Origin of the sequence: Sporomusa sp., assembly GCF_035561255.1 — a bacterium.
Taxonomy (GTDB): Bacteria; Bacillota; Negativicutes; order Sporomusales; family Sporomusaceae; genus Sporomusa.
In genome coordinates this window covers 1-7,293 of record NZ_DATMXX010000179.1, presented here as the reverse complement: position 1 = coordinate 7,293, position 7,293 = coordinate 1, and the positions used below count along the sequence as shown (strand labels likewise).

The window sequence follows — 7,293 nt, the reverse complement described above, 5'->3', positions numbered from 1 at the left end:
ATACAACATATCTAATTACAGTAAGAGTTATAACCAGAGGAAAAGGTGAGGGGAAATTTGTGAGTACAGGCACGTCAAAACTAAGCAATCGTCACATGATCATGATTTGCGGTTTGCTGGCGGCGATTTTGATTGCCGGCGGCTTATGGTGGTGGATTCATAGTAGCCGGATTGTAGCCACAGATGACGCCAGGGTAAAAGGTACAATCGTTGCAGTGAGTGCAAAAATCAGTGGAAGAATCGGAAAAATATTAGTTAAAGAAGGCGATACTGTCAAGGCAGGTCAGGTAATCGCTACGCTTGAACAGCAGGAATTTGAAGCACAGGTGGACCAGGCGAAGGCTAATCTGGCGATGGCGCAGGCTAAGCTGGCGGCGACGACGGCCGGCAACAGGCCGCAAGAGATAGCACAGGCTAATGCCACCGTCTTGCAAGCAAAATCCAGTATGGAGAATGCGCGGAGAAATAGTGAACGGGACGAAGAATTGTATCAACAAGGGGCGATCGCTATTCAGCAACGTGATGCCGGCAGAACCGCATTTGAGATTGCCCAGGCTCAATACAGCGCAGCTACTGAGCAATATAGCCTGAGTGTTGAAGGCTCACGGCAAGAAGATATAATGGTGGGCCAGGCTCAGGTACAACAGGCCCGGGCCATATTAAAAAACGCTGAAATCCAATTGGCGGATACAACGCTTAAAGCCCCTGTTTCCGGGGTAATTGCCCTTAAGTCAACCGAAGAGGGCGAAATAGTCTCCTTTGGTCAGCAACTATTCAGTATCAGCAATCTTTCCGATGTATGGATTGGCGCAAATATTGAGGAAACCTACATTGGTCGCGTTAAGGTAGGTCAACACGTTGAGTTTACCATCGATGCTTACCCGAATCAACAATTCACCGGCCAGGTAATTGAGGTCGGTCCTGCATCCGGATCACAGTTTGCGCTGTTGCCGACAGAGAATACCTCTGCTAACTTTACCAAGGTTACGCAGCGGCTGCCGATCAAAATACAGGCTGAAGAATCCGGGTATGTTCTAAAGCCGGGAATGTCGGCTGTCATTCATATTATCACCAGGTAACAAGGAATGAAGGGTTTATTATGTTGAAAAAATATGCTATCTTATGCGCTGTGTGCCTGGGAACAGTTCTTAGCGCCTATGTCAGCAGCTGCGTTAACATTGCCCTCCCCAATATTATGGCAGCACTAAACTTTAATATGGACTCCATCGTGTGGGTATCGCTGGGGTATATGTTGCCCTATGGCTCCATTCTGCCATTGACCGGCAAGCTGGGTGATCAATTTGGGGCCAAAACGGTGTACATATTTGGCTTAATCTTATTTACGGCGGCATCTTTACTATGCGGTATTGCCACAAATTCGGCGATGATGATCATCTTCCGGATTATTCAGGGAATCGGAGCCGGGATGTTATTGCCCAATGCAATGACTATCGTTGCCGAAACCTTTGGTGCTCATGAGCGGGGCCAGGCTTTAGGCGTATGGAGTGCTATGGCGGCTGCCGGCAGTGCGATGGGGCCGACAGTCGGAGGCTACTTAATCGAGAGTTTTGATTGGCGATGGGTTTTCTTTTCTGTTGGACCTGTCTGCGTACTAAGTGTTATCTTTGCTGTAGCCGTAATCCCGAAATCCAGCCGGAATTCGGCCGTCACCATTGACTATCTGGGGGCAGCCTTATTGATTACCAGCATCAGTGCCCTGCTTGTTGCCCTGAACCAGGGCCAAAAGGAAGGCTGGGATTCACTTTATATTTTGTCGTTACTCTACCTGGCCTTTGCAGCATTCGTATTATTCCTGGCAGTAGAATTAAAGGTGCAAAACCCGATGATTGATATGCGGTTATTTAGCAACGCCACATTTACTGTGGCTAATTTAGTCGGGTTTGTATCATTTGTTGCCTTCTTCGGCGGCAATTTCTTACTGCCGTTTTTCCTGAAATCAATTCTGGGTTATAGCTCCACTACCGCAGGCTTGATGTTACTGCCACTAACCGCGACCATGGTAGTCTTCTCCCCGATCGGCGGGCGACTGGCTGACCGTTTCGGTTCGCGCCTGCCGGCGTTTACCGGGATTATGATGATTGCTGGCGCCCTTTATTCATTGGATACGATCAGTGCTGACTATTCAAGCCATGACTTCTTCATCCGCCTGTCACTCTTTGGAATGGGACTTGGCCTGACAATGTCGCCATTAACAAATTGCGCTGTAGCATCACTTCCCCAGGACAAAATCGGCGTCGGCTCCGGGATTTTTAACCTGGCGAAAATTATTGGTGGCAGTATGGGCGTAGTTTTAGCCGAAACACTATTGACTCGGCGCGAAATTTATCATACTGTGGTATTAAAGGAATATTTAAATCCAGCGACCCATTCTTCACCGGAAATATTCCGGCTGCTGCAGGTTTTGTGGGGAAACCAGGGAATGGACAGCTCAATGTTATTGACGGCTGCCCATGGCTGGTTAACCGGACAGGGATTTCTGCCGCAGCAGTATGTAATGTTTAAGGCGATCTTAAATGAGATGATTTCCCGTCAGGCTACCATATTGTCCTTTCAGGATGTATTCTATACTGTTTCCCTGGTGTGTTTTTGCGGTGGTTTGCTGGCGCTGTTTATTCGCCGGAAGCCGGGCAGTTCCAGTCTGGTGTCGCCAGAGACTCATTAACGTATTGGAGGGGTTAAAATGCTCGCATTCCGTAATATTCTGGTTCCGGTAGATGGGTCGGATAATTCCCAAAGAGCGTTGGATTATGCTGCTTATCTGGCCGGAGTGTGTCAGGCATCTGTTGGCATATTGCATGTAGTTAACCTTGCCGCAGTGATATCCTCTGTTGGGCAAAGCAATATGGGAGTGTACATCCCGGACCGGGTTTTTGAAAATCTCCAGGAATCCGGTCAAGCGATGATTGACGAGGCTTTAAAACAATTGCCACCAACAGTACAAGCCCAAGGTTTTATGAAAATCGGGGCACCCCCGGAAGTCATTGTGTCATTTTGCGCTGCAAACGGTTATGACCTAATTGTCATGGGCAGCAGAGGCCTGGGTACATTCAAAGAAATTGTATTAGGCAGCGTAAGTAGTTATGTTTTGCACCGCGCGCCCTGCCCTGTTATGGTCACTAAATAACAGGGGCCTAAAGACTGCGGGACGGTGGTTGAAGACAATAAACCTGCTCCACGAATAGTAGTGATCAAGGCCAGGCAAAAATTAGTCCCTGGTTTGTATACCTGTATTGTAATAAAGTGTAAAAAGGAGATTTTATTGTGAGCCCTAAATATGAATTGGAAGCTAAAACTATAACTGTCTGTTACGCAGCGAGAGTTGCGCCGCCTCCCCCCGTAAGTAGCGATAAATCCAAATCCAGTCTTTTCTAGCCGGAAGGATTACCTGCTTACATGAAATCATAGGCATCCTCCCTGGCTCGAAAGGAGCGAATTAAGGAGGACGTCAGTGCTTAGCGAGAATAAAAAATTTAATAGGCTTTTCTCACCGCGGCCCGTAAGCAACGTCAACTCCGAAAAACATGTTGCAATAAAGGGGTTTGATAGTTATGCTACGGGACAAGACACTCTTAGGATTGATTGTGGCGGTGGTGTTCATGATGATTGGGGTAGGCATGGTAATGCCTCAACTGCCGCAACGTGTCGTCGATTTTGATGGCAATGGGCGATTAGTGGGGTATATCGCATCGGCTTTTGCCTTTTCCTACCTGCTGCTCCAGGTTCCCAGCGGCAGATTAGCCGATAGAATCGGGTTTAAGCCGCTGCTTGTTCTTGGCTACTTACTGTGTTCTCTTACCGGCCTGGTGTTTTACTATGCAACAAGCTCAGCGATGATATTTTTTGCCAGGATGCTGCAAGGCATCGGTGAGGCACCGGTCTGGGCACTGGCACCGGCATTGCTGGCATTGCGGTTTCCTCTTGCCAAAGGGAAAGTTATTGGCATATATAGCGCCGCTATGCATAGTGGTCTTGCCCTGGGCCCTATTCTGGGAGTAGCCTTGGCGAGGATTGTTAACAGCAATGCTGTATTTCTGGTTTACTCTGCTGGGTGTCTGGTCGGTGCGATTGCGATCTACCTTGTTGTGGATCATTCCTCTAAAGGGGAATATCAGGCAATGGACAGGTTCAATATTTCGGCCATGGTTAATTTGATAAGGCCCTGGAAAACACTGCTTTCCTTATTAGGGATCACCCTATACGGGGCCGGTTATGGGATTTTTCACACGAATATTCCAGTGTTTCTAATTGTAGAGAAAAGCTTTACTCCCGTTGATATAGGGATGTTCTTTTCCTTGTTCTATATAGCGATTAGCCTTTCTCAAATCATTATCGGTCCGCTGTCAGACAGGTTTGGCCGGAGTATCTTCATGATTGCAGGGCTGGTTACCGTCGCCGGTGGGGTTCTTGCCATGCCAGCTTGCAGCTTTCCATTAATCATAGTGGTACTTACGCTAGCAGGTTTTGGTATGGGTGTTTTCTATCTGGCGTCAATGGCCTACCTGAATGAAATAGTATCTGGCTCCTTAAAAGGAACGATCTCAGGGGCTTATTATCTGTTTTGGGGCAGTGGCTATTTTTTTGGTCCTTTGCTAATAACTAAGGTTGTTGATTTGATTGATTTTCAAACAGCCATGAGCAGTTACTCCGCGCTAGTACTGCTGGTGGCAATCGGGTTGATCATGGTAGTGGGTTCGAAAAACACTGTCAGACAACAGAGGTTGTAAAAACAATAGTACTTATTTCTAAAGACACGTGATCTGTATTGTTTCAGCAAAAAGGTATAGGAATTGTCCTATACCTTTTTGGCTAATGACCTATCCCCTCAGTTAAAGGCTGGGAAGTGGCAAACTCGTATTTTAGCTTTAGTTGAAACAATACATAAACACAGTAATATCAGACCAATATATAGATAAATTAGCTGAATATGCGGTATTATTTATATAGGAAAACGTTATAAGGCAGTTGATAATACACCACAAGGAGGGGTTAGGATGAAAACAGTGGCTATTGCAGGAACGTTTGACTCCAAGAGTCTCGAGTTTGGTTACCTGCAAGAGATTATTCAAAGCCTGGGCTTGAAGACGTTCATGATTCATACTGGAGTATTTGCTTCGAAATTGGCAGCAGATGTTTCGAATGAAGACATTGCCAGGGTTGTGGGTGCCGATATCAAAGAAATTGCAGCGAACAAAGACCGGGCTCTGGCGACCGATGTACTATCCCGGGGGCTGGAAAAACTACTGCCTAAACTCTATGCGGAAGGTAAGTTCGACGGTGTGATCTCCTGTGGTGGGAGCGGCGGGACCTCACTGGTTACTCCCGGCATGCGGGCATTGCCGATCGGGGTTCCGAAAGTTATGGTTTCCACCGTGGCTGCCGGTGATGTAGCTATGTATGTGGGGACAAGCGATATCTTCATGTACCCCTCCATTGTGGATGTTGCCGGTTTAAACTCCATTTCAACCAAGATCTTCACCAATGCGGCTCTGGCCATTGCAGGAATGGTGAAATTTGAAGTCAATAAGGTGTTGGAGAAGAAACCCTTGATTGCAGCCTCCATGTTTGGAGTGACAACGCCGTGTGTCAACCAGGCCAGAGAATATTTAGAACAGCAGGGCTATGAGGTTTTAATCTTCCATGCGACAGGAACGGGCGGTAAAGCCATGGAAGGTTTAATCAAAGATGGTTATATTGAAGGTGTTTTTGACATTACTACAACCGAGTGGTGTGATCAGCTCATGGGTGGCAACATGGCGGCCGGCGATACGAGACTGGAAGCCGCCGCGCTGAACCAAATCCCTCAGGTAGTCTCTGTCGGTGCCCTGGATATGGTCAATTTTGGCCCGATCGCCACAGTGCCGGCTAAATATAACGGCCGTAATTTTTATAAACATAATCCTACAGTAACCCTGATGCGAACCACCGTTGAGGAAAACAGGCAATTAGGTTTAGTAATTGCCAAAAAATTAAACCTGTGCCAGTCTAAGGCAGCTTTATTGCTTCCACTGCAAGGCGTCTCGATGATTGATTCCCCCGGACAACCCTTTTACGGCCCGGAAGAAGATGCAATATTATTTAAAACACTTAAAGAGAATATCACAAATCCGCTGGTTGAAATCATCGAGGTTGATGCGAATATCAATGATGTCGAGTTTTCTACTGCAGCCGCACAAAAATTAGTTATGTTGCTCCAAGAAAGAAACAGGTAGGAGGCGTTTTAATGTTGCCAATTAGAAGTGAAGTGTTGAAAAAATTGAAGGCTGAAATCGCTGCCGGTAGAATCATCGTGGGCGCCGGTGCCGGTGCCGGTATATCGGCCAAGAGCGGTGAAGCCGGCGGCGTTGATTTAATTATTATTTATAACTCCGGGAAATATAGAATGGCAGGCAGGGGATCGCTTGCCGGACTGCTCTCCTACGGCGATGCCAATAAAATCGTTGTGGAAATGGGCGCCGAGGTGCTGCCGGTAGTAAAACACACCCCCGTTTTAGCCGGTGTGTGCGGCACCGACCCGTTTCGCATTATGGAAGTATTCTTAAAGCAGCTAAAAGAGCAAGGCTTTGCCGGCGTTCAAAACTTCCCGACAGTAGGACTCATAGACGGCGTATTCCGGCAGAACCTGGAGGAAACCGGGATGGGCTACGATCTCGAGGTTGAGATGATCAAAAAGGCGCATGAACTTGATCTGGTTACCTCCCCTTATGTCTTTGATACCGATCAGGCCGTAAAAATGGCCAGGGCTGGAGCTGATATCCTCGTTGCCCATATGGGCTTAACGACCAAAGGAACCATTGGGGCGCAAACAGCGCTGACGCTTGATGATTGTGTGGGCAGAGTACAGGCCATTTGTGATGCCGGTAAAGCGGTAAATCCCAACCTGATTGTGTTATGCCATGGCGGGCCCATCGCTGAACCGGAAGACGCACAATATATCATCGCTAATACCCATGATGTGGAAGGCTTCTTTGGTGCCTCCAGCATTGAGCGGTTTGCGACCGAAGTGGGGATCAAGCAGCAAACTGAGGCGTTTAAGGCGATAAAAAAATAGAATTTTTAGCGGCAGAGAGTCCTATAATCGTTATAGTAAATAGGGCATTAACAATTTTACGCCCTGAATGTACGAAATAAATATACACTTTTCACAGATTATCGCGAAAAATAGTAGAACTCCTGCCAAATCTTGTCGGATATGGCAGGAGTTTTGTATGTTTATGAGAAATAGAATATAATCCAGGTAAAAAATCAGGGGTGATGAGCAAACTAATCTTATAC

The 7,293-nt window shown here is 47.1% G+C and carries 6 protein-coding genes; all 6 read left to right on the top strand.

Annotated features, from left to right (window positions below; translation table 11 throughout):
* Positions 1-95 precede the first annotated feature (95 nt).
* On the top strand, positions 96-1,079 hold the full coding sequence (locus tag VN379_RS10110; RefSeq protein ID WP_414714984.1) for an HlyD family secretion protein: 984 nt from the start codon (positions 96-98) through the stop codon (positions 1,077-1,079).
* A gap of 20 nt (positions 1,080-1,099) precedes the next feature.
* Positions 1,100-2,683, top strand: a complete 1,584-nt coding sequence (locus tag VN379_RS10105) for a DHA2 family efflux MFS transporter permease subunit (protein ID WP_325533387.1) — start codon at positions 1,100-1,102, stop codon at positions 2,681-2,683.
* Between the two features lie 18 nt (positions 2,684-2,701).
* Positions 2,702-3,145 (top strand): universal stress protein, encoded by a 444-nt coding sequence (locus VN379_RS10100; protein WP_325533385.1) that lies wholly within the window; start codon positions 2,702-2,704, stop codon positions 3,143-3,145.
* A gap of 424 nt (positions 3,146-3,569) precedes the next feature.
* On the top strand, positions 3,570-4,745 hold the full coding sequence (locus tag VN379_RS10095; protein WP_325533383.1) for an MFS transporter: 1,176 nt from the start codon (positions 3,570-3,572) through the stop codon (positions 4,743-4,745).
* 267 nt (positions 4,746-5,012) lie between these two features.
* Positions 5,013-6,230 (top strand): Tm-1-like ATP-binding domain-containing protein, encoded by a 1,218-nt coding sequence (locus tag VN379_RS10090; protein WP_325533381.1) that lies wholly within the window; start codon positions 5,013-5,015, stop codon positions 6,228-6,230.
* Positions 6,231-6,241: 11 nt separating this feature from the next.
* Positions 6,242-7,069, top strand: a complete 828-nt coding sequence (locus tag VN379_RS10085; protein ID WP_325533379.1) for a phosphoenolpyruvate hydrolase family protein — start codon at positions 6,242-6,244, stop codon at positions 7,067-7,069.
* Positions 7,070-7,293: the final 224 nt, after the last annotated feature.